21 protein-coding genes and 1 rRNA gene are annotated in these 19,229 nt (G+C 48.2%); 17 read left to right on the top strand and 5 right to left on the bottom strand.

Features of this window, described 5'->3' with window-relative positions; genetic code table 11:
• The first annotated feature begins 7 nt into the window (after window positions 1–7).
• The 5 genes from rrf (at window position 8) to HZB75_04300 (ending at window position 4,120) form a co-directional block, all read left to right on the top strand.
• Window positions 8–117 (top strand): 5S ribosomal RNA (gene rrf / locus HZB75_04320).
• Window positions 118–203: 86 nt separating this feature from the next.
• Complete coding sequence (locus HZB75_04315; protein QQG50730.1) at window positions 204–2,117, top strand: DUF2817 domain-containing protein; 1,914 nt, start codon at window positions 204–206, stop codon at window positions 2,115–2,117.
• 42 nt (window positions 2,118–2,159) lie between these two features.
• Window positions 2,160–2,891 (top strand): DUF3152 domain-containing protein, encoded by a 732-nt coding sequence (locus HZB75_04310; GenBank protein QQG50729.1) that lies wholly within the window; start codon window positions 2,160–2,162, stop codon window positions 2,889–2,891.
• Entirely contained in the window at window positions 2,888–3,652 is a 765-nt protein-coding gene (locus HZB75_04305) for a hypothetical protein (GenBank protein ID QQG50728.1), read from the top strand. The genes HZB75_04310 and HZB75_04305 overlap by 4 nt, the downstream gene beginning before the upstream one ends.
• A 261-nt stretch (window positions 3,653–3,913) precedes the next feature.
• Window positions 3,914–4,120: a hypothetical protein gene (locus tag HZB75_04300; protein QQG50727.1), complete on the top strand. Its 207-nt coding sequence runs from the start codon at window positions 3,914–3,916 to the stop codon at window positions 4,118–4,120.
• 47 nt (window positions 4,121–4,167) lie between these two features.
• Here the strand turns inward: HZB75_04300 and HZB75_04295 are convergent, their stop codons facing one another.
• The gene (locus HZB75_04295; GenBank protein ID QQG50726.1) at window positions 4,168–4,641 is read right to left on the bottom strand and encodes a hypothetical protein; all 474 of its coding nucleotides are present in this window, start codon (window positions 4,639–4,641) and stop codon (window positions 4,168–4,170) included.
• The gene (locus HZB75_04290) at window positions 4,598–5,413 is read right to left on the bottom strand and encodes an ROK family protein (GenBank protein QQG50725.1); all 816 of its coding nucleotides are present in this window, start codon (window positions 5,411–5,413) and stop codon (window positions 4,598–4,600) included. Before HZB75_04290 ends, HZB75_04295 begins: the two co-directional genes overlap by 44 nt.
• Window positions 5,414–5,492: 79 nt before the next feature.
• Between HZB75_04290 and HZB75_04285 the strand changes: the two genes are divergently transcribed.
• From HZB75_04285 to HZB75_04265, 5 genes are all read left to right on the top strand, one after another.
• Window positions 5,493–5,852, top strand: coding sequence for an LPXTG cell wall anchor domain-containing protein (locus HZB75_04285; GenBank protein ID QQG50724.1), 360 nt, complete (start codon window positions 5,493–5,495; stop codon window positions 5,850–5,852).
• A 99-nt stretch (window positions 5,853–5,951) separates the two neighbouring features.
• Entirely contained in the window at window positions 5,952–7,028 is a 1,077-nt protein-coding gene (locus HZB75_04280) for a S1 RNA-binding domain-containing protein (protein QQG50723.1), read from the top strand.
• Window positions 7,029–7,087: 59 nt separating this feature from the next.
• Complete coding sequence (locus HZB75_04275; protein ID QQG50722.1) at window positions 7,088–8,860, top strand: translation initiation factor IF-2; 1,773 nt, start codon at window positions 7,088–7,090, stop codon at window positions 8,858–8,860.
• Window positions 8,861–9,029: 169 nt separating this feature from the next.
• Window positions 9,030–10,625, top strand: coding sequence for a hypothetical protein (locus HZB75_04270; GenBank protein QQG50721.1), 1,596 nt, complete (start codon window positions 9,030–9,032; stop codon window positions 10,623–10,625).
• A gap of 45 nt (window positions 10,626–10,670) precedes the next feature.
• Window positions 10,671–11,099, top strand: coding sequence for a hypothetical protein (locus HZB75_04265; GenBank protein QQG50720.1), 429 nt, complete (start codon window positions 10,671–10,673; stop codon window positions 11,097–11,099).
• Here the strand turns inward: HZB75_04265 and fmt are convergent.
• The 3 genes from fmt to priA are packed head-to-tail and all read right to left on the bottom strand — an operon-like array spanning window position 11,087 to window position 14,483.
• Window positions 11,087–11,974 (bottom strand): methionyl-tRNA formyltransferase, encoded by an 888-nt coding sequence (fmt, locus tag HZB75_04260; GenBank protein ID QQG50719.1) that lies wholly within the window; start codon window positions 11,972–11,974, stop codon window positions 11,087–11,089. The genes HZB75_04265 and fmt overlap by 13 nt on opposite strands.
• Window positions 11,934–12,509: a peptide deformylase gene (gene def, locus HZB75_04255; GenBank protein QQG50718.1), complete on the bottom strand. Its 576-nt coding sequence runs from the start codon at window positions 12,507–12,509 to the stop codon at window positions 11,934–11,936. Before def ends, fmt begins: the two co-directional genes overlap by 41 nt.
• 33 nt (window positions 12,510–12,542) lie before the next feature.
• Window positions 12,543–14,483, bottom strand: a complete 1,941-nt coding sequence (priA, locus tag HZB75_04250) for a primosomal protein N' (GenBank protein QQG50717.1) — start codon at window positions 14,481–14,483, stop codon at window positions 12,543–12,545.
• Window positions 14,484–14,512: 29 nt separating this feature from the next.
• Between priA and HZB75_04245 the strand changes: the two genes are divergently transcribed.
• The 7 genes from HZB75_04245 to map all read left to right on the top strand — a co-directional run bounded on the left by HZB75_04245 (window position 14,513) and on the right by map (window position 19,201).
• Window positions 14,513–15,169: a hypothetical protein gene (locus tag HZB75_04245; protein ID QQG50716.1), complete on the top strand. Its 657-nt coding sequence runs from the start codon at window positions 14,513–14,515 to the stop codon at window positions 15,167–15,169.
• A gap of 79 nt (window positions 15,170–15,248) precedes the next feature.
• Entirely contained in the window at window positions 15,249–15,548 is a 300-nt protein-coding gene (locus tag HZB75_04240) for a winged helix-turn-helix transcriptional regulator (protein ID QQG50715.1), read from the top strand.
• Window positions 15,548–17,179 carry a single-stranded-DNA-specific exonuclease RecJ gene (gene recJ, locus HZB75_04235; GenBank protein QQG50714.1) on the top strand — a complete coding sequence of 544 codons (1,632 nt, stop codon included), beginning with the start codon at window positions 15,548–15,550 and terminating at the stop codon, window positions 17,177–17,179. The genes HZB75_04240 and recJ overlap by 1 nt, the downstream gene beginning before the upstream one ends.
• A gap of 43 nt (window positions 17,180–17,222) precedes the next feature.
• A complete protein-coding gene (locus tag HZB75_04230; GenBank protein ID QQG50713.1) occupies window positions 17,223–17,438 on the top strand; it encodes a hypothetical protein in 216 nt (71 codons plus the stop codon).
• A 3-nt stretch (window positions 17,439–17,441) separates the two neighbouring features.
• On the top strand, window positions 17,442–17,891 hold the full coding sequence (locus HZB75_04225) for a GatB/YqeY domain-containing protein (GenBank protein QQG50712.1): 450 nt from the start codon (window positions 17,442–17,444) through the stop codon (window positions 17,889–17,891).
• An 18-nt stretch (window positions 17,892–17,909) separates the two neighbouring features.
• The gene (locus HZB75_04220; protein ID QQG50711.1) at window positions 17,910–18,461 is read left to right on the top strand and encodes a nucleoside monophosphate kinase; all 552 of its coding nucleotides are present in this window, start codon (window positions 17,910–17,912) and stop codon (window positions 18,459–18,461) included.
• Window positions 18,446–19,201, top strand: coding sequence for a type I methionyl aminopeptidase (map, locus tag HZB75_04215; GenBank protein ID QQG50710.1), 756 nt, complete (start codon window positions 18,446–18,448; stop codon window positions 19,199–19,201). Before HZB75_04220 ends, map begins: the two co-directional genes overlap by 16 nt.
• Window positions 19,202–19,229: the final 28 nt, after the last annotated feature.

Below are 19,229 nucleotides of genomic sequence, written 5' to 3'. Positions count from 1 at the left end.
ACCTTACTTCGGTGCCCATGGCGCTGGGGAAACACCTGTTCTCATTCCGAACACAGAAGTTAAGCTCAGCAGCGGCGATTATACTGCCACAAGTGGGAAACTAGCACGGTGCCGAATTATAAAAAAGACTTCCGAATAGGAAGTCTTTTTTCTTTGGTAATTAACTGTGATAATGCTCACACTTACATGCTAAAATAATACATATGGATTTGAAGAAGCTGCTGGTGAAAGCCTTGGCAAAATTTAATCAATATCCAAAAAAATATACGATTCCGATAGTCGCCATATCATTACTTGTTCTGCTGTACGGTATTATTTTTGGCTTAGAAAAACCCGTCTCCTTTTCGTACGGGGGTCCATCTTGTGTTCGTCAGTTGACGCTATTTCCAGCTATTCACAGGACTTCGAGTGGTGAGTTCTCGGTAAGTTATGAAGACTCCATAGTAATGGGAACTTTCACCATTGCTTCCCGGAAGACGTGTTTCGTTGCTGTCGCTGCGCCATCCGTTAAAAATGTCAAAGTGAGCACTTCGCCGTTTGGAGGCCTACTTATGCGTAAGACGTTCGATATCGCGATAGGCGCGCCTCCGGTTGCGAATACTCAGGTTTTAAGCGAGCCAATAGCGACGACGAAACCACTAGAGATTCCGCTTAGTGATGATGACCGGGTGTTTGGCTATGATGTTTATATTAAGGATAAAATTGCTAGTTGCGCGCCTGCCCAGAAAGCGATTACGTGTGATATTCCAACCCTAAAGCTTGCACAGGGGAAGAGTTATGGTGCTAAACTAGTGCGTCACTTCCAAGGGGTTGCCAAGGAGACGATTGCGGCTCAAAATGTGCAAACCCTGTCTGCTGTCCGTGTTACGAAAAGTACGATCAAGCATCGCGCAACAGTATATTCGAAACCTAAAGCGATCACACTTACTCTAGATAAGAGCATGATTGCGGCAACGACCAGTCTGGCTCAGATAAAGGGTGGAAAGCGTATACCCTTTGCCATTAAAAGCTTGGTGCAGGCTAAAAACATAAAAGTTGAACTTCCGGAACTGCCACGATCTGCTACTTTTGAACTGCTTGTCGACAATGCAGAAGCAGTAGACGGAAGCGGCTTTGAGTCACCATATAAGCTCACTTTTAAAACATCTGGCGGCCCGAAAGTCTCGGCTATTAATGTTGGATCGGTCGGAATTCCCCTAGGGACGACGGCGATAATAACGTTCGATCAATCTCTTTTATCCAGCCAAGATACGAAAAAGCTCATAACCGCCTCTGGTGGAGCGAGTGTCATAAAAAAGAGCGGTAGCCAAGTGTTTATAAGTTTGTCGAATGTTCCTCGTTGCGGTAACTTTTCGATTACTGTCACGAAAGGCATTAAGAGCAAGCATGGCGTAGCGAGCGAGTCCTCTTGGAAATATAGCGGACGCATGGTCTGTCATACAGTGACAACAATAGGATACTCCAGTCAGGGAAGGGCGATAAACGCATATCGTTTCGGAACCGGGCCTCGCACGGTACTCTACACAGGTGCTATTCACGGCAACGAATATAGTACCAAATTACTCATGGAAAGGTGGATTAACGAGCTAGAGGCAAACGTAAAGGATATCCCGTCAAATAAGTCGATCATCGTTATCCCTCAAATTAATCCAGATGGCGTGAGCAGTGGGTCGCGGGTGAATGCACGCAATGTTGATCTAAACCGCAACTTCGCAACAAATGACTGGAAAAAAGACATCACTACGGTCAATAATACGCCTTTTCCTGGCGGAGGTGGCAAGACGGCGATGTCGGAGCCCGAAACAAAGGCGCTTGCAGCCTATGTTCAGCAGGTCCGTCCAGTTCTCATTCTTTCGTATCACAGCATCGGAGCTCTGGTCGCCGCGAACCAGGCGGGGTCATCTGGTAGCCTCGCTTCACTATATTCTCGACTGAGTGGATATCGTAATGCAACGGGGCAGAGCGATGAGGCGTTTGAATACTCTATCAGTGGTACGGCAGACGATTGGTATGCTCAAAAAATGGGGACGGCTAGCATTCTGGTGGAATTAGGGAGTCATAGTTACGACCAGTTCTACACAAACCAGCGTGCTATGTGGGCGATGGTAACTTCGTAAAGACTATATCCTCGCGGCGACATAAGGTACAATAAGAATACTATGTGTGTTGTTTGCTTGGTGGGATATGGTGCTGCGGCTGGAGTGGGTCTCTTTGTGGCCTCAAATGGCGCGCCTGCGGTACTTGCTGAGGCAACTACGACACCCATTGCAACTCAGCTAGAGAGTCTTCAGGAACTACAGCAGGTCGCGTCGACACTTAAAGCGCCGAGTCTAAGTGAGCCCGAATGGCTAAAGAAACAAAACGCGGCGGAAGCAGCCGCCCGTAATGCCAAAACGCAAGAAGTTACGTACAGCGTATCGGGCAAAGGTGTTATCGCTGCCGATATGACTGAATTTCGTACGCTGGCTAATGCAACGCTCAATGATGCGCGTGGATGGTCGCGCCTGGGGGTGACGTTTCGCGAGGTGTCATCTGGTGGCTCGTTTACGCTAATCCTCAGCGAGGCTAGTTTAGTGCCATCATTCTCTTCGGGGTGTAGCGCAGAATATAGCTGTCGCGTAGGGCGGAATATTATTATCAACCAAGATCGTTGGGTGGGAGCAACAACTCCCTGGAATAATGCTGGTGGATCATTGCGCGATTATCGACACATGGTTATTAACCACGAGGCGGGCCACTGGCTAGGTCATGACCACGAGTCGTGCAGTGGCGCCGGAAAGTCAGCACCGGTCATGCAACAGCAGTCAATTGACCTGCAGGGCTGCAAATTTAATCCGTGGCCACTTGCTAGCGAGTTGTGGTCATCACAGCTAGGAATTACCAAATCATGAAGATGAAAAAGGTCCCCATTATACTGACCAAGCCGCGGATCATTGTAGCGGCTATTGTTGGGCTACTGATTGCTGTGGGCGGCTATACTTATTGGAGCGCTCAGGTATGGAATAACTACGAGACTTCTTACGCGGCTTGGAAACAGGATCTCGATCATGATATCGATGCCGCTCTGCAGTTGCCGACCACTACTAGCGACGAACGTTCAAAGAAAGTGGCCGAGTTGAAGGCCGTTGTGATGACTATTAAAGAAAATCAATCTGCCTGTGACATTTCTGGGGCCGTAGCGTGGCAGCAGAATGTTGGAGGGCTCGGGGCGAAAATAAAGGCGTGCGAGGAAATGATGCGTCCAGTGGTAGGCTACAGTAGTAAGCTTGACAGTACTCTTGCATACCTTGAGGCTGAGCGAAGGCTCGCAGATATTATAAGTTCCACGGCTACAAATACGAAACAAACCGAAAAAACATGGGACGCCCAGGTAGCTAGCTGGTCTAAAGCTATAAACGACATCAACAGTCTGCAGGTTTCCGATAACTTTGTTGCCACTAAAGAGTATGCTATAAAATACGCCAAGAAGATGGAGTCTACATGGAAAAGCCTCGTGATCGCTCACAAAGCAAAGAACAAGGCTAATTACCTAAAGGCGTACGCCGAAATTACAAGAGCCCACGAGATGCTGACAGTCCTTGCATCTGATAGTCAGGCGAGGCTCAAGGTTATTCTTAGTGATTTGCAGGCGAGCTACGATACTCTAAAGTAGCTTCTCCTCCCTGTAATAATGCAAAAACGACCTATCTCGCAGATAAGGTCGTTTATTTTGAATCTAGTTTTGGGATTCAAACAGGTGCCTATTTATCATATAGCATGGCCGATATATTTACAATTGTACAAGTATAATAAAATAACGCTCATGTAAATATTGACAAAAAGCATAAGCTATGCTATATTAGATTCATACACATATCACGTGTGAGGTAATTAGCAGGGTGGAGACTCTGCATTTAAGAGGAGAAATGCTATCATGGCAGGAAACAAAATTGGTGGCCAAAAGGCTGCTGCGAAAAACCTAGCAAAAGACCCAAACTTTTACGCTAAAATTGGCGCAAAAGGTGGCCGCAACGGTCGCACTGGTGGTTTTGCCGCTAACCCTGAACTAGCACGTATTGCTGGTGCTAAGGGTGGTCGTATTTCACGACGCAAAAAAGTCACTGTCGTTACTGAAGAATAGTAGCGCAAAGTGAAACAAAAAACTCCTCTTTACGAGGAGTTTTTTGTTTAGGTGATGACTCTTCGGCGTAGGGCGCAAACACGCGCATCATTGACTTTCCATAGTGTTCCGCAGGCTATGCACCGGTACTCGTATTTTCTTGTTTCGATACCTGTAGATTTGCATGTGGGGCAGGTGCTTCTTGAATGAAGCCAATCTCTGTAAGTGTCAAGGGAGTCCTCGACCAGCTCGTCGTCTATGGGTATACCGTATGGTTTACATAAACTTTCCTTAGTGTATTCCCAGGCACTGCGTTCAAGCTCGATCAGCTCGATATCTCTAGAGTATTCGCTATGGCCTAAGATAGCATGAGCAAGCTCGTGAAGAAGAAAGAGTTCGCCGCCGGACGCCTGGTCGTAGAAGATCGTTTTTTCTTTAGGGCTCCAGCGAAATTCATCACTCGCCGTAAAAGTAAAATCGGGATAGTTTGCTGTAAGTTTAGCTATGAGCGAGGCAGTCGAGCGCATAGTAGTAGCATCCATAAACAACAGCTTCCTCTGGGTGTTGGGCTTGTAAAAATCGCGGGCAAGAGATGTGAGGCGGCAGCTTGTCGTTAAGGATCTTTTCTAATTTTGATCCATAGCGTTCAAAATACGTGCCGATACTACCGCCAATTATAATTACGTCGGGCTGAATAATAGGAACAACTGCTAAAAAACCACGACTAATACGGTCTGCGATCTGGTCCCATGTCTCTTGATCGGTGATATCACGCGCAAATTTACCGTACACTTCAACGATTGCTCGCCCCGATGCGAAACTTTCCCACTCGCGAACCTCGCCCTTAAATTCAACGAGCGCGCGACCACCTTCGCTATAACGCAGACCCGGATCGATATGACCGTTTGTGATGATGCCCGTGCCAATACCGGTACTCACCGTGACATAAAGGGACGAAACGGGGATTGGGTCGAGCGCGCGTGTTTCGGCGAGGCCCGCTAAGTTGGCGTCATTCTCGATAAGAACCGGTGCGTCGCCCAAAACGCCTGTTAGCGCCGAGAGCGCATCAAAGTTCTTCCATTTTAAATTATTACACCACAGGGCGACGCCGTTTTTAATAATGCCGGGAAGCGCCACGACAACCGCTTCTACCGTTTTATCGCCGTAGTTTTTTTGTAATGTTTCTCTGAGTAAGGCCACGTACTCGTCTTGGTTTTTAGGGGTGGGAAACTTGATTGTTTCGCCGAGAACGCCGTCTTGCCCAAACTGAGCGATAAGCGTCTTTGTGCCACCGGTGTCGACAGTCACTAACATGTAGGTAGTGTAGCATAAAATTGTAAGTTGCGTTCCCGGTGTAAAAACAGTATAGTAGAAGAAAATAAGAGAGGTGATTATGGTACGAACGAATCAGGGTGGTTCAGTACTAAGTTTTGTGATAATTGGCGTCATTTTGGCTGCAATTCTTGTTGGTGGCGTGTATATGGTACGTCAACAGACGTCGCAGCCATCGGGTGAAGCGCCTCAAGAAGTGGTTGAAGAGCCGCCTGCAACGACACCTACGGAAGAAACAGAAAAAGAAGCCGAAAAACCTCAAAAAGAGGAGCCTGTCCAGCAGACACCGCAAACCGAAAAGGAAGTAGAGTTGCCTCAAACGGGCCCAGCCGAGTCGCTCGTGTCACTTATTGCCATTGCGCTTCTTGGCTTTACGGCAACATCATATCTCCGCTCTCGCCGCGCCGGCCTCTCTCTTTGACTTACTCTTCTATCTGAGGTACAATAGAGGTAATCTAGGAGTGCTATATTTAACGCGCTTCAGAAAATATCAATTAAGGAAGGAGTCTTAATAAGACTTATGGCAACAAAAGCCACAATAACAATGGATGATTTGCTCGCTGCCCACGAGGATAGCGTCAAGCAATTAACAGCAGGTGAAGTAATTACTGGAAAGATCTTGTCACTTCGTAAGCACGAAGTACTTGTCGATCTTGGTGCGCAGGGTGTTGGATACGTTCCTCGCCGCGAAGTAGGCTTTTCTCGCGCTCTTAAAGAGGGCGACGAAGTAACTGCAAGCGTTGTCGACGCAGAACTCGACAATGGCTACTCACTACTTTCACTTCGCAAAGCTGCAAAGGATCGTGGCTGGGAAGAAGTGGCTGCAAAGCTCGAAACCGGCGATATTATCGAGGTTTCTCCTTACGACGCGAACCGTGGTGGTCTGCTTGTTGAATACGAAGGCGTCCGTGGATTCCTTCCGGTTTCTCAGCTTTCTGCCGAGCACTACCCACGTGTAGGCTCAAGCGACAAAGACGAAATTCTTCAGCGTCTTAACGCCCTTGTCGGCCAAACGCTCAAGGTTCGTATCCTCGATAGCGACCGCAAAGCCAACAAGCTTATTTTCTCAGAAAAAGAAGCAATCAAAGATGGTCTTGCCGAGCGATTCGAAAAACTCAAGGTTGGAGACAAAGTTACTGGTGTTGTGACCGGTGTTGTCGACTTTGGTGTGTTCGTTAACGTCGAAGGCATCGAAGGTTTGGTTCACATCTCAGAAATCAGCTGGGAGCGCGTTAACAACCCAAGCGACTACGTAAAAGTTGGTCAAACTATCGAAGCAAAGATCATCTCTATCGATAAAGACCGCCTTAGCCTCAGTATTAAGCAACTTACTCAAGACCCATGGTTGGACGAAGTTGAACAATTTAAATCTGGCGCAGAAGTTGAAGGTACGGTTACTCGTATTACGCCATTTGGTGCATTCGTGCAGATCAGCCCAGCAGTTGAAGCTCTTGTTCACATTTCAGAACTTGGCGACGGCAACGATGTTGACCCTGAGAAGGTGTTTACTCTCAATGAACGCAAGAACTTTGTTGTACTTGATATCGACAAAGACAACCGCAAGATTTCACTAAGTCTTGCTGACAAAAAGAAATAGACCTCCGTTAAAAAGAGGATAATCCGCTAAAAATGTAGCGGGCAGAAGGGAGCAATTAAATGAGCCAAGAAAAAGTACTTGTTGTCGCTGACTCAATTACTGTAGGTGAATTGGCTGAAACGCTCAATTTGCCCGTTACAACTCTGATTGGTGAGTTGTTTAAAAACGGTATCGTTGCAACGATCAATCAGCGAATTGATTTTGAAACCGCAACAATTATTGTTGAGGAATTAGGGCTAGATGTTGAGTTGCAAAAAAAGGCAGCCAGCACTACCATGGAACGTAAAGTTCATACACTTACCGACAAAGCGGTTGACCGACCGCCTATTGTTGCCGTTATGGGGCATGTCGACCACGGTAAAACGAGTCTTCTCGACGCTATTCTTAAAACGAAGGCAGCCGAGGGTGAAGCGGGTGGAATTACGCAGCATATTAGCGCGTACCAAACCGAACGCAAGGGCCGTTCAATCACACTTCTTGATACGCCAGGTCACGAAGCATTTGCAGCGCTTCGCCAGCATGGCGCAACGCTGACCGATGTTGTTATTATTGTTGTTGCCGCAGACGATGGTGTGAAGCCGCAAACGGTTGAAGCGATCCGCTTTGCACAAACGGCAAACGCAAAAATCGTTGTTGCTATCAATAAGATCGACAAAGAGGCGGCTAATCCGCAGCTTGTGAAGACCCAACTTGCCACCGAACATGGTCTCAACCCCGAGGAATGGGGCGGTGACACGGTTATGGTAGAGGTAAGCGCTAAAACCGGCCAAAACCTCGACAAACTACTTGATATGGTCCTTCTTGTTGCCGATCTTGAAGAGTTAAAGGCGGATATCGACGTTCCGGCCGAAGGTCTCGTTATCGAGTCCCATATGGAAACGGGCCGTGGATCTGTTGTTGGACTTTTGGTAGAGCAGGGTGAACTAAAACCAGGCCATTTCTTGGTTGCCGGTACTGCGTACGGTAAAGTGCGAACGCTCCTCGATTTTACGGGCAAAGCGGTCAAAAGCGCTGGTCCTTCAACGCCAGTAACGGTAACGGGCTTTAAGGAGCTTCCTCAGTTCGGTGACGTCTTTACGATCGTTAAGAACGAAAAAGAAGCACGCCACAAAACCGAACAGGCGCGTATCGAACGCGAGAGGAACGCCGCAAGCACAAATGTTACAGGCGCCGATCTTCTTAAAATGATGAATCAACAGCACGATAGCCAAGAGTTGAACGTTATCGTTAAAGCGGATGTTCAAGGGTCGCTTACGTCTGTTATGGATAGCCTTCGGCTTGTCGAGACAGGTGGTCAGGTGAACCTTCGCGTTATCGCAAGTGGCGTTGGTAGTATCTCTGAAAACGATATCCGCATGGCCGAAGGTGGCGAGACAATTATCTACGGATTTAACGTCGATCTTCCACCCGCGGTCAAGCGCCTCGCTATGCGCGATAAAGTTCAGGTGCGTATCTTCAAGGTCATCTACGAACTTCTCGACGATGCTCGTCAGTCTATGGAGGCAATGCTTGCTCCAGAAGTTGTCGAGACCGAAGTTGGAAAACTCACCATCAAGGGTGTATTCCGAACCCTTAAAGATGAAATCATCGCCGGTGGCGAGGTGACGAGCGGCAAGATCGCTCCTAATATCCTTGCGCGCGTTATGCGCGGCGGTGAGCAAATCGCCGAGGTGGAAGTTGTAAAGGTGCAGCGTCAGCAACAAGAAGCTAAAGAAGTCTTCGAGGGTGAAATGTGTGGTATGTCGCTAAAAACCGATAAGAAACTACTCCTTGAAGAGGGCGACAAGCTCGAATTCTTTACGCGAGCGCTCGTTAAGCGAACATTGTCCTAGAATAACGACGAAAAACAAGAAATAACCTCCCTACAACACAAGGGAGGTTATTTTGATAGTGTCAGTGCTTATACTTGACTTTAAATCAAAACTATGCTAAAGTGAAGAGCATAAAGGTAAACAAACACAAAAAACACACCACATAATTTCCTTCAAGAAAGGTAACAATATGTCAGAAACAGCACCACGATCGAATTCACGCCTAGAAAACTTCGAGGCAAACAAAGCCGCTGCAGAGCGCGAAAAATTTGAAGCCGCACTATACGGCGAAGCCGGAACTACCGACTTTAGCGAGGAAGCTCGAAAACGTGTCGAAGAAGCCGACGAATACGAACGTCACATGGAGAATCTTGCCGCTCGTCCTAACCACGACCCATCGAGCGCTGAAGGTGCTCGTGAGCGCCGTACGGCATTTATCGACCAACTTGACGATTTAAACAACGAGCCAAGCCGTGGTTACAACGAAGATCTTGAAGAGGCTTACGCTGAACACGATCGTATTAAAGCTAAGGAAGAAGAAGAGCGTGCAGCTAAAGAAGCCGCAGCTGCTGCACTTGAAGCAAAAATTGCGTCAGACCCAGCTTTGCGACAGATGGATCGCATTGCAGCTATGATCGCCGAGCAGCGCAACGAGCTTGTAACTCCAGAGAACAGCGAACGTGGTCCAGAGCGAGTTAAAGAACTTGAAGACCGATTGAACGATCTTCTTGAGAGGTACTCAGAGACGGAGGGATTTGATCCTGAAGTAGCTGATGAGCTGATGAACCGCACAGTCAAAGAAGCTGAAGCTCCGGCTCCAGAGGCTGATCCTTTGGATAAACTTGAAAACGCTGAAGATCGAGAGAAAATTAAGAAGATTCGCGATTTCATTCGCGATAATCCTGATGCGCCTGAAACAGCCCGACTCATTGAAGAGTTAAAAGAGGTTATGCGAAAAATCGACGAAGCCTTGAATCCTGCTGATGCCCTAGATGACTTAGGTGACATACCTGTAGCCAGCGCTGATAATCTAGATGATCTTGATGACGCTCCCCGAGTGCGCACTGGCGAAGACGACCTAAGCGATCTTGAAGACCTTCCTACGTCGAGCGCCGATAACCTTGACGATCTAGACGATATTGATACCCCACGGAACCCAGATGATGACGCCGAGGGTGACCACGAAGAAGACGACGATACTCACGAGGATGAGGAAGAAGAAGAGACCGAACGTACTCGCGAGAAGTGGTACAAACGTGTTTGGAACCGTTTCCAATACACATTTACCCCACAGGGTCGTCAGGAACTCTTTGACCGTGCTGGTGATATGAAAGACAAGTACAAAGATTCAAAGACCTCTACTAAGATCGCTATCGGCGTTGTGGCTGCGGCTGCTGTCGGTATTGCCGGATATGCTGCCTGGAGGGCTGGTGCCTTCGATATCTTTGGCGGTGACAATAACACCCCCGATGTAGATTCTGGTTCTAAAGGTGAGACGCCACCTGCTGTAGATGCAGACGTTGCCCCTAAGACTCCTGAAACTCCTCCGGTTGTTCCGGGCGCAGACCTTCCTCCATCAACTGGGTTTGATTATCCATGGGACTGGGCCGTAGACGCCTTTGGTAGTGAAGATGCAATGGATAAACTTCATGAGCTCGCTGATCGTGCTGCTGAAGACGGTAAGAACGTTGAATGGCACGGTAGCGGCGCACGTGAGTGGGTTGAGATCAACGGAAACAGTAATACCAAGGATGTTATCGATATCCTTCGCACATACAACCGATAGTGCGGTATACTAAAAACAAACATAGTTAGAAATTAGGAGAAGATAATGTTTCAACTTGATGATCAGTTTCTAAAAGATCTTGGCCTCGACCAGATGCCAGAAGAACAGCGCGAAGCTTTCTTGGCACACATCTACAGCGAACTTGAGCTTCGCGTAGGAGTCCGCTTATCAGACGGACTAAGCGACGAACAATTGGGCGAATTTGAATCATTCGTTGATCGTAAGGAAGATAAAGTTCGCGGTTGGGTTCAGGCTAACACTCCTGACTACCTAAACGATGAAGCCTACAAGCAGTTGAAAGACAATGCGCCCGATGGGGCAGACGAGCTTACATTGCTAGCAGAATACGCTTCGCTAAAATGGCTCGGCATGAACCGTCCGAACTACCGCGATGTTGTTGCAAAAGTTCTTGAAGAACTTAAGAAGGAAATTCTTGCAAACAAAGACGCAATCGTTGGCGGTCAAGAAGCGTAACCGCGAAGAAAGGCGTCGCCATCCATACGGCGGCCACTCGGAGCGATAAGCTCATCGACAGATAGAAAGGCACCGTCTCGGCATACAAAGTCGAGCGGTGTTTTTTGGCTAGCGGAAATATGTGCTTTGGTAACGATAAACGTATGACCGTTGAGCGTAAGTTTGCTTTTGGGAAAGCTTATATGAGCGCGGATTGTTCGCTCTGCCTCGGTTGCGGTGAGGCTGGCCAAGTTAAGAAGAGAGTCGTCTTTAGTAAGCATTGAACAATAGGTGGCGTCTTGCTCGTTTTGGGTCGATGGCGTAAGAGTTCCATCGAGTATGCGCGGGAGGGTTTCGAGAAGGAGATCGGTTCCAAAATCGGCAAGAGCATGATAAAGTTCGAGGCTGTTTTCGGACCCTGTAAGTTTGTACTCTTTACTGCTATAAACTGGGCCGGCGTCCATCTGTGCGGAAAGCTGCATAATCGAGACCCCGGTGATAGAATCACCGTTTTTTATTGCAGTTTCGATGGGTGATGGACCGCGATATTTTGGCAGAAGTGAAGGGTGGACGTTGATGATGCCGGGGTGAAAAAGATCGATTGTGCTTTGTGGGATGATCTTGCCATAGCTGACGAGAACACCACAAACATCACCAAGCGCGCGAATATCGTCGTTGATTGATGCAAGTTTTGCAGGCTGCCAAACGGGAATATTATGCTGCGTTGCGAGCACTTTCACGCTTGGTGGCACCAATTTCTGTCCGCGTCCTTTTTTGCTGTCGGGTTTTGTAATGACAGCCGCAATAGAATAGTCGGCTTCTATAAGACCGCGGAGGGCGGTGAGGCTAAATTCCTCAGTTCCAAAGAATACGATTGTCTTTGATGTGTTCGTCATAGTCGAGTGGTTGTAGCTCGCCTTTCTCGTCGAGGGTATAAAAGCTTTCATGCTGGTCTTGAATGTGATCAATGAATACAATGCCGTTCGTGTGGTCGATTTCGTGCTGAATAACGCGAGCGAGGAAGCCTTCGGCTTTAAAGCGGACCTCGTTTCCTTCTAAATCGAGCGCTTTGACGCGGATTTTAGAGTAGCGGGGAACCATGCCGTAGATTTTGCTGACACTGAGGCATCCTTCGTAGTCGTTGATGATTTCGCCTTCGTATTTAACGATTTCGGGGTTAAGAAGGGCGGTGAAATCACGCGTTGCCTTGTCGTCGAAGTCGCTTCGGACAATGACAACTCGCTCTAGCCGATCGACTTGAACTGCTGCGAGAGCGGCGCTAATTTCGTGCGGGCGAGAGTCTTCCCAGTCAAGGGAGGCGCTTGTCATATCGTCGATTAGTTTGATTGTGTCGTCGGTAATAACATGGACTTTTGCAGATTTCTCACGCAAATGCGGATTTGGCAGGGTGATGATGTTTTCTTTTTTCATTACGACCTATTATAACAGATAGACGGCAGCTTTTTATAGCAGACTAATGGGATCGAGTTCGGTCTGCCAATGTGTCGAAGGAACATGTTTTAAGGCGTCGATAAGTGCTGCACGGGTAGGGGATTTTAACGTGAGCTGCCAACGATAGGTGTCGTGTTGACGTTCGTAGAATGCAGGTGTTGGGCCGAGGATCTGAACATCCTTCGATACTTTTAACCGGAGCTCATCGGCAAGTTTTTTGGCATTTTTAATCGCGGCTGTTTCGGTTTTATAAATGCAGGTGAGCTTAAGAAGGTGAACGAAAGGCGGGAAGCGCCCTTTTTGACGCAAAGCAAGCGCTTCGGTATAGAAACTGTCGTAATCTTGCTTAAGGCCATAAACGACTGCGGGGTGGGAAGGCTGATAACTTTGCACAATGACATTTGTTGGGTGGTGCGACCGACCGACCCGCCCGATTACCTGTGCGAGTAGTTGGAATGCACGTTCGCTGGAGCTGTAATCGGGTAGGCTGAGTCCGGCGTCAGCCTGAACAACTCCAACGGTACGAAGATTTGGGAGGTCGAGGCCTTTTGCGATAACCTGCGTTCCTATGATAAGGTCGATCGAGCCATCGTAGAGTTCTTTGTAGCGTTGCTCGACGGAATCTCCGGTTTCGCTGTCGCCGTCGAAGCGTGCAACGGTGATATTGGGAAACAGCTTGCGAAGCTCGGATTCTATGAGCTTTGTTCCGATGCCCTTGTGAATAATATCGGCAGAGTGGCAGTCGGGGCAACTTGTCGGTACCCTATCGGTAAGGCCGCAAATATGACAACGAAGTGAATGAGTGTCAGTGTGGAGGGTGAGAGGAGTAAAGCAACGTGGACAGGTTGCCGACCAACCACAGTTTTCGCATAGGGTTGTCGAGGCGCTTCCTCGTCTGTTATGGAAAATAAGGGCTTGTTTGCCTTGAGTGAAAGTCTCTTCGAGTTGAACTAATAATTTATTCGATAGGAAGCGATGTTTCTTGAAGTTCTCTCGCTTAGTCATATCTATGAGGCTAACTGACGGGCTGACGGCATTCTTTTGAGCTCGCGAAGCCATGCGAATGATTGGTCGGCCGGATTGCTGTGCCAGGTGATAGTCGGCCACAGATGGAGTTGCGGTTCCAAGTACTAGCTTGGCAGCGTGTGCCGAAGCGAGAACACTTGCGGCCCGTAGTGCAGAGTAGCGCGGGGCCTGTTCTTGTTTGAAGCTTGGCTCGTGGGCTTCGTCTATAACGATAAGTCCGATATTCGACAGTGGTAGGAAGAGAGCTGATCGAGCCCCGATAACAACAGTTGGGGTAGTGCTGTCGAGAGCTTGCTTCCAGGAAATATGACGCTGGGCTTCGGTTTGCCGAGAGTGGGCTAGGATAATATTCGGGAAATGGTGAGAGAACTCATCGACGACCTGCGAGGTGAGTGCGATTTCGGGAACGAGCACAATGACCGATTGACCTCGCTCGAGAGATCGTCTTGCAAGCTCTATGTACACAGCAGTTTTACCTGAGCCGGTGACACCATGAAGAAGCGCGGAGCCGGGTGACATTCCCTCGATCGTATCAAGTGCCGACATCTGTTCGGCGGTGAATACATTTTTTGTTCGATCTCGTGATGGCTCATGTGACGCGACGGTTTGCGCACGTCTTGTTTTTTGCATGCCGCGGGGAAGTATGGTTTGAAGTACTGTGGCTAGGTGGGTGTCATAGTAGGTGCTGAGCCACTGTGACAACGTAAGCAATGGGAGAGGAAGAGGTGTTTCCTCGACTGTTTGCGACACAAGCTTTGTTTCGTATGAGGGCTTGCTGACTTTGCGAAGAACAAGTCCAACTAGCTGCTTTTTGCCCACCTCTATATTGACGAGTTGGCCGATAGAAAGTGGCGATTCGGAAGCATAGGTAAAAAACGTGCTTCCTGCACGAATAATCTGATTTGGCGCCACCTCGTAGTAGTGCATAGTTACCAGTATACTGCTAAACTAAGCGTATGTATTTTGAAAGTCGAGCCCAAGCGGGGCAAATCCTTGCGGATCAGCTGGTTGAGAAGTATCGCTACGAAAACTGTGTTGTCGTAGCGCTAAGTGATGGGGCGGTGCAGGTTGGGGAGCAGATTGCAGGGGCACTGCACTGTGTGCTAACCATGATTCTGATTGAGGATATTCAAGTTCCTGGTGAGAGCGTTAGTTTTGGTGGCGTGTCGCAAAGTGGCGGTTTTACCTATAATGGCATGTTCAGTCCTGGTGAAGTTGAGGAGTATGTTGGGGAGTTTCATGGGTATCTTGAGGAGCAAAAGCGCGAGGCATTTCAGCGCATAAACCGTTTGCTTGGTGATGGGGGAATTATTGATAGTGAGATGCTTCGTGATCACACGGTCATTTTGGTCGCGGATGGGTTGGATAATGGTGCTTCGCTGGACGTGGCGATGGATTTTTTAAAGCCGATTAGGATTAATAAGCTCGTTGTTGCTACACCTGTGGCGACCGTTCCGGCTGTCGACAAGCTGCATATTATTGCCGATGAGTTGCACGTGCTTGATGTGAAGGAAAACTTTATGGGAACGAATCATTATTACGAGCAGAATGATATTCCATCCCACGAGGAGACGATCGCCAAAATTAACCAAATAGTCCTAAATTGGCGTTAAACAACTTGCAAATTGTGTAATAAAAAGTGTAGAATAAAAAGCAACGAAGAGAGTCAGTGAGTTTTAAACAAGGGAAGATATGCTAGACGTTTTTATAACCTCAAGGGTGCGCCGGAAAATTGTAGTTGTGTACGCCAAGTACCCTGATTTTCATACGCACGTTCGTGGCCTCGCAAAACTTATCAAAGAAGATCCGGGCAATATCCAGCGCGAATTGAAGCGACTTGAAAAAGTAGGGTTTTTGACAAGTGAGAAACAAGGAAATACTAAAATTTACTCGACAAACAAACAGTTTCCGATTTTTAAAGAGCTGCAGAGTATCGTTATTAAATCACAGCAGCAAGCTGGTCGCCCAAAACGCTCATCTGCTGACTTGTAATGTCGCTTCTTGATGATATATTGACGGCACGAGGTATCGTAGGTGATGCGCGTGCTGTTTTTTTGGCTCCAGATTACGATAAAAAGCACGATCCTTTTTTGTTACCCGATATGCTGCCGGCGGTAGAACGATTGGTTGAAGCCCGGGAGCGTCAAGATCGCATAATGATCTATGGCGACTATGATATCGATGGTTTGACGGCGACGACCGTTCTTTTAGAAGCGTTCGAAGGATTTGGATTTAAGAATGTCGATGCATTTATACCGAACCGCTTTGTTGAAGGCTACGGATTGACGATTGATGCTGTTGAGAAGATTGCTGCGACTGGTGCGCAGTTGATTGTGACGGTGGACTGTGGAAGTTTGAGCGAAAAAGAGATTGTTCGGGCGAACGAGCTTGGCGTTGATGTTATTGTGACTGATCACCACAATGTGGCGCCCGTGCAGCCTCCGGCGGTTGCGGTGATTAACCCTAAGCGCCCAGATCATCAGTATCCCTTTATTGATCTAGCAGGCGTTGGTGTTGCTTTTAAGTTGGTGCAGGCGCTGCAAACCAGGCTGGATGGTCTGCCGATAGGCCAGGAGAAATGGCTGTTAGATCTCGTGGCGCTGGGGACGGTATGCGACGTCGTGACCCTTGTGGACGAAAACCGGGCGAACGTTTATTGGGGGTTGAAGGTGTTGGCAAAGACAAAGCGCCCGGGTTTGAGGGCACTTATGGCGGTAGCGAGCGTTGAGCCCGAGAAGGTGAACGCGAGGAGCTTGGGCTTTGGTTTGGGGCCACGCATGAATGCCGCCGGGCGACTGGAGACAGCAAAACATGCCTTGGATATGCTGCGCGCAAGAGATGAGATGATTGCGCTTGAAAAAGCTCAGCAGTTAGATACGCTAAATCTTGCTCGTCGTGCCGATCAGGATAAGATTTTTAAGGCGGCGATAGAACAGGCGGAACAATACAAGAATGATTCGGTGTTGGTTGTAAGCCATCCGGATTGGAATCATGGAATTATAGGAATCGTCGCAGCGAAGCTGTTAGAGAAGTACAAGAAGCCCGCCTATGTTTTGCAAGAGATGGGTGCCGAGAGTAAGGGGTCGGCAAGGAGCTATGGTGATTTTAGCGCTGCCGATGCTATTCGGGCGGCGGATGACATAATTACAAAAGGCGGCGGCCATAAATTGGCCGCGGGCGTGACGCTTCCTACCGAAAACATCGATGCGTTTCGCAGGCGCGTGAATGAGTTTTATCGTTCTCAAAATCTGTTTAACCAGGCGCAGCTTCTGCTTCCTAGGGAAGACATTGTGGTTGAGGGGCTAGATCTTGTTGATGAGGTGCTGTTAAAAGATCTCGAAGCGATGGAGCCGTTTGGCAATGGCAATCCAGAGCCGATTTTTAAGAGCGTGGGGTTGGCGGTGCGCAATGTGCGGCGAATGGGATCGGATGCGCAACATGTAAAGTTAGAGTTGTGCGATGCACGCAACAAGACAATGCAGTTTCTTGCTTTTAGCGCTCCGCAGCATTTTTTTGTAGAGCCGGGCGAATATGTAACGATTTGGTATCAGCCGACGGTTAACGAGTGGATGGGTCGCCGAACAGTCGAGGGGAGATTGTTGCACCTGGAGACGTCAGACTAACTGGTATTGCACCGAAAGTGTTTCTCTGTTACAATACATCCATATGGTACAAGTAACACGTAAAGACGAACGCGAAGCGAACGAAAACATTATTCGTCGTTTCAACCGCAAAGTTTTGCAGAGCGGCGTTTTAGCTAATGCAAAGGCAGCTATGCGATTTTCGAAAGATTTGAGCAAGACTGAACGCCGTGCAAAAGCGATTATTCGCAAGGAACGCAAAGCTGACAAATTAGCTAAAGCCCGTTTGGGGATCCGCTAATCTATGGCGCTTAAACAGCGCATTCAAGACGATTTGAAAGCCGCTCTTTTGGGCGGCGATCGTTTTGAGAGCGAAACGCTTCGTGGCCTTAAGGCTGCTATTTTGAACGTAGAAGTTGCAGAAGGCAAGCGAGAAGACGGCCTAGATGACGCCGGTATCGAGCAGGTTATTGCAAAAGAGATTAAAAAACGAAACGAAGCGGCTGCTTTGTATGATCAGAATATGCGCGAAGATTCTGCAGATGAAGAGCGACGCCAAGCTGATATCATGAGCCGTTACATGCCGAAACAACTGAATGAGGCTGAGCTAAAAACTGTCGTCGACGCTAAAGTTGCAGAACTCGGTGCTGATGCAAAAATGATGGGCCAGGTAATTGGTGCCGTTAAAAAAGAGGTCGGCAACACGGCCGATGGCGCAATGATTGCGAAATTAGTTAAAGAAGCGTTGAACTAAGACAAAAAAGGAGCGAAGATGATTGTTTTCTTTGGCCCAGCGGGTGCTGGAAAAAGTGTGCAGGGACAAATGTTGGCCGCGAGACAAGGGTGGCGCTGGCTAAGCTCTGGCCAGTTACTTCGTGATACGCACGATATCGAACTTATTAAAGAGATGCAAACGGGCAAGCTAGTAACGCCAGAGACGGTCTGTAAACTTATGGGTGAAGCGCTTGATAGGGCGCGTGAGAAGAATATCGAACGCGTTATTCTTGACGGGTTTCCGCGTCAGCTTTCGCAGGCGAAATGGCTTGTTGAGGCAGAGCCGCAGCACGAGCGTGGTATTGATCTTGTGATCGTGCTCGAAGTTCCACGAAGTGAGCTTTTGAAGCGACTTGAGGTTCGTGGACGTGTTGACGACACACCGGAAGCGGTTGATGAGCGACTTAAGATTTATCGAACGGAAATGTATCCAATTCTGACATACTTTACCGAGCAGGGTGTGAACATTGTTCATATCGATGGAACGGGGAGCGTAGGGCAGGTTCATGACCGAATTATGGATGAGCTAGTGGCATGCAATCTGGCGTAAAAACAGATGCGCAAATTCAGGCTATGCGCGAAGGTGGCAAGATTCTTGCGACGATTTATGACGGCCTAAAAAAGCAAGTTCACGCTGGCGTAAGCGAACTGGAACTTGACGCATGGGTGGAAAAAGAAATTATTCGGCTGGGCGCGATTGCTACGTACAAGACGTCGGAAGTTAACTTTCCGAATGTTATTTGTATTAGCACGAACGATGAAATCGTGCACGGTATTCCTACCGAATATGTTCTTGAAAAAGGCGATATTGTGAGCTTTGATTTGGTGATTACCTACAAAGATATGAAGACGGATGCCGCCTTTACGATGATTGTCGACGAGGAGCCAAAGGGAATAAAGAAACATCTTTTAAATACAACCGAGCGCAGTTTATATGCGGGAATCGATGCCATAAAAGGTCCGGTTTATACGGGCGATATAGCTGCTGCAATCGAAAAGGTTTTAAGCGATGGCAAATTAGGAATTATACGCGAGCTTGTTGGGCACGGCGTTGGCCTAGAGATGCATATGCCACCGGAAGTCCCGAATTATGGGCGCAAGGGTACTGGGGTGCTTTTGAAGCCTGGTGATACGATTGCGATTGAGCCGATGGCAACACTTGGCCGTGAACGTATAAAAACCGATCGTGATGGTTGGACGATTCGCACGCAAGATGGCAGTATGGCTGCGCATTTTGAGCATACTGTTTTGGTGACTGAAACAGGCGTCGAAATACTTACTACTCTTTAGTTATCGAGGTGTGGCGTTATTTACGCGA

The organism is Candidatus Saccharibacteria bacterium, from assembly GCA_016432585.1.
Classification (GTDB): Bacteria; Patescibacteriota; Saccharimonadia; order Saccharimonadales; family Saccharimonadaceae.
This window is presented reverse-complemented; position numbering and strand designations above follow the sequence as displayed.

Coding starts and splice junctions, on each gene's coding strand:
- HZB75_04280 (QQG50723.1), top strand. CDS start 5,952: ATGGCAACAAAAGCCACAATAACAATGGATGATTTGCTCGCTGCCCAC.
- HZB75_04275 (QQG50722.1), top strand. CDS start 7,088: ATGAGCCAAGAAAAAGTACTTGTTGTCGCTGACTCAATTACTGTAGGT.
- HZB75_04270 (QQG50721.1), top strand. CDS start 9,030: ATGTCAGAAACAGCACCACGATCGAATTCACGCCTAGAAAACTTCGAG.
- map (QQG50710.1), top strand. CDS start 18,446: ATGCAATCTGGCGTAAAAACAGATGCGCAAATTCAGGCTATGCGCGAA.
- HZB75_04245 (QQG50716.1), top strand. CDS start 14,513: ATGTATTTTGAAAGTCGAGCCCAAGCGGGGCAAATCCTTGCGGATCAG.
- HZB75_04300 (QQG50727.1), top strand. CDS start 3,914: ATGGCAGGAAACAAAATTGGTGGCCAAAAGGCTGCTGCGAAAAACCTA.
- HZB75_04225 (QQG50712.1), top strand. CDS start 17,442: ATGGCGCTTAAACAGCGCATTCAAGACGATTTGAAAGCCGCTCTTTTG.
- HZB75_04240 (QQG50715.1), top strand. CDS start 15,249: ATGCTAGACGTTTTTATAACCTCAAGGGTGCGCCGGAAAATTGTAGTT.
- HZB75_04220 (QQG50711.1), top strand. CDS start 17,910: ATGATTGTTTTCTTTGGCCCAGCGGGTGCTGGAAAAAGTGTGCAGGGA.
- fmt (QQG50719.1), bottom strand. CDS start 11,974: ATGACGAACACATCAAAGACAATCGTATTCTTTGGAACTGAGGAATTT.
- HZB75_04285 (QQG50724.1), top strand. CDS start 5,493: ATGGTACGAACGAATCAGGGTGGTTCAGTACTAAGTTTTGTGATAATT.
- HZB75_04265 (QQG50720.1), top strand. CDS start 10,671: ATGTTTCAACTTGATGATCAGTTTCTAAAAGATCTTGGCCTCGACCAG.
- HZB75_04295 (QQG50726.1), bottom strand. CDS start 4,641: ATGGATGCTACTACTATGCGCTCGACTGCCTCGCTCATAGCTAAACTT.
- HZB75_04290 (QQG50725.1), bottom strand. CDS start 5,413: ATGTTAGTGACTGTCGACACCGGTGGCACAAAGACGCTTATCGCTCAG.
- HZB75_04305 (QQG50728.1), top strand. CDS start 2,888: ATGAAGATGAAAAAGGTCCCCATTATACTGACCAAGCCGCGGATCATT.
- def (QQG50718.1), bottom strand. CDS start 12,509: ATGAAAAAAGAAAACATCATCACCCTGCCAAATCCGCATTTGCGTGAG.
- priA (QQG50717.1), bottom strand. CDS start 14,483: ATGCACTACTACGAGGTGGCGCCAAATCAGATTATTCGTGCAGGAAGC.
- HZB75_04310 (QQG50729.1), top strand. CDS start 2,160: ATGTGTGTTGTTTGCTTGGTGGGATATGGTGCTGCGGCTGGAGTGGGT.
- HZB75_04230 (QQG50713.1), top strand. CDS start 17,223: ATGGTACAAGTAACACGTAAAGACGAACGCGAAGCGAACGAAAACATT.
- recJ (QQG50714.1), top strand. CDS start 15,548: ATGTCGCTTCTTGATGATATATTGACGGCACGAGGTATCGTAGGTGAT.
- HZB75_04315 (QQG50730.1), top strand. CDS start 204: ATGGATTTGAAGAAGCTGCTGGTGAAAGCCTTGGCAAAATTTAATCAA.